Genomic DNA, 1,661 nt, shown 5'->3' with positions numbered 1-1,661 from the left:
TCGCCGTTTAATTTAACTTGACCAGGTGCATATTTAAAACTTCTAAACCGCGACCTTCTCTTAGGTTTTGGGTATCCAGTTTCTCATGCAAAAAAATTTGGAGAAAGCAACATCTAACTGCCTCAAGGTTTGCTGTAAAACAGTTGAATGGATTGCCTTATACCAGGGTCTCTGCTTCTTGAGAGTGGGCAAACTTGAACTTTGTGCTTCGTAGGCATTTCTCCTTGGATTCTTCTGGCTATTCTTCCAGGGGTAGCCCACAGAGTAATTTTTGCTTACAGAACAGGTCAACGGACACGCCTCTCCACCACTCCTTAAATCACAATAACTACCTAGCCTTGGGGCTTTTGCTTGGTCGTAAGAATCGTTTCTATCTCTTAGCAAGTAATTGTACTGCGATCTCAACATGTCAAGCCACCTGTTCATGGTCACTTCTTGTTGTCGGTTTGGTTTTAGCTTGTAAACGTATCCTAGTTGCATTTGTTCGACCTTTTTTCTGTGCTACCTTAATTATAGACCCCCATTACTTAAATATCAAGGTGATGACTGAACAAATTAGACGAAAAGTAGGAAGACCCAGATGGCACGAAGAAGCCAAGAAAAGTTACAGTATTAAAGCCACTGAGACTGGTTGGCAGGGATTAAAACGTCTAGCCGCTCGTTCGGGTTTAAGCCTTTCTGAATATATAGAATCCTTGGGGAGAACTGGGACTTTGCCTGATTGAGGGAAAAATTCATCCCCACTTTAAGAAGGATGGGGTATTCTTTTTCCCTCAAACTCCCTTGCTTGATAAAGATGCTGCTTCAGTAGTACCAACACACTTGTTCATCTGTTCTCTCCCCTTTAACTCTTCCTATAATACTAGTATAATGGTAAAAATAAAAATTGACAACTTGAAGGAATTTAGAATTTAGAATTTAGAATTTAGAATTTAGAATTTAGAATTTAGAATTTAGAATTTAGAATTTAGAATTTAGAATTTAGAATTTAGAATTGGGAATCGGAAAGAAACGGAAGAGTTGAGGATACGGTCGGTGGATGCGTTCGCGTAGCGTGACCTTCGTGTAGCGTGACCGTTCGCGTAGCGTGGCCTTTTGGCCAAGGTCGTTCGCGTAGCAGCTCCAAGCTCCCATCGCACATAGTCACTTAGTTAATTTATTAGTTAATTTATACTTGGGGACACAGGATTTTTTCCCACTCCACAACTCTCCCTACTCCCGACTCCACTACTCCCTGTTTGCTGCTCCCTATTCCCTATTCCCTATTCCCTGTTCCCTGATTCCAAAAATTGTTACAAAAATTTAAAAAATATGTTATAATTAAAGATTATTTGTGTTAGTATAAAAATACCGTGGGCACTAAAACGCTCCACGGTAAGAGCCAGCCGAGAGTTTCTCCAGGACCTAAGGCTGGCTCTAGAACCCCAGTTAAAGGATATATCTTGATTATGTCGTACTCTCAACGCCTACACCCATGGGTGGTTGTTCGCCTATTGCCGAAAATGCAGCGGGTGGTTGTTGCTCGTTTCCGCAACCGTTCTGATGCGGAAGGTCACTTGCAGGCTCTTAAACGGCTGATGCCTGATGGGAAATTTATCATTATCTTCGATATTGGTCAGCCTATAGACGCCCAGCCTATAGACGGCGAGCCTATAGACGAA

Annotated in this window: 5 protein-coding genes; 3 read left to right on the top strand and 2 right to left on the bottom strand. The window is 41.9% G+C overall.

Going from position 1 to position 1,661, the window contains the following annotated elements:
* Nucleotides 1-60: 60 nt before the first annotated feature.
* A complete protein-coding gene (locus F6K53_RS46295; protein ID WP_366511428.1) occupies nucleotides 61-426 on the bottom strand; it encodes a transposase in 366 nt (121 codons plus the stop codon).
* Nucleotides 427-542: 116 nt separating this feature from the next.
* On the opposite strand from F6K53_RS46295, the gene F6K53_RS40435 reads away from it, so the two are divergent.
* Complete coding sequence (locus F6K53_RS40435; protein WP_293085786.1) at nucleotides 543-725, top strand: hypothetical protein; 183 nt, start codon at nucleotides 543-545, stop codon at nucleotides 723-725.
* 249 nt (nucleotides 726-974) lie between these two features.
* Here F6K53_RS40435 and F6K53_RS40430 read toward each other — a convergent pair whose 3' ends face one another.
* Nucleotides 975-1,139 carry a hypothetical protein gene (locus tag F6K53_RS40430; RefSeq protein WP_293085783.1) on the bottom strand — a complete coding sequence of 55 codons (165 nt, stop codon included), beginning with the start codon at nucleotides 1,137-1,139 and terminating at the stop codon, nucleotides 975-977.
* A 35-nt stretch (nucleotides 1,140-1,174) separates the two neighbouring features.
* On the opposite strand from F6K53_RS40430, the gene F6K53_RS40425 reads away from it, so the two are divergent.
* Together F6K53_RS40425 and F6K53_RS40420 are read left to right on the top strand one after the other, a co-directional pair.
* On the top strand, nucleotides 1,175-1,306 hold the full coding sequence (locus F6K53_RS40425) for a hypothetical protein (RefSeq protein WP_293085780.1): 132 nt from the start codon (nucleotides 1,175-1,177) through the stop codon (nucleotides 1,304-1,306).
* Nucleotides 1,307-1,448: 142 nt separating this feature from the next.
* A partial coding sequence (locus F6K53_RS40420; RefSeq protein ID WP_293085777.1) for a hypothetical protein occupies nucleotides 1,449-1,661 on the top strand: 213 nt, incomplete at its 3' end.

Source organism: Moorena sp. SIO4A1 (assembly GCF_010672065.1).
In the GTDB taxonomy this organism is placed as follows: Bacteria; Cyanobacteriota; Cyanobacteriia; order Cyanobacteriales; family Coleofasciculaceae; genus Moorena.
This window is presented reverse-complemented; position numbering and strand designations above follow the sequence as displayed.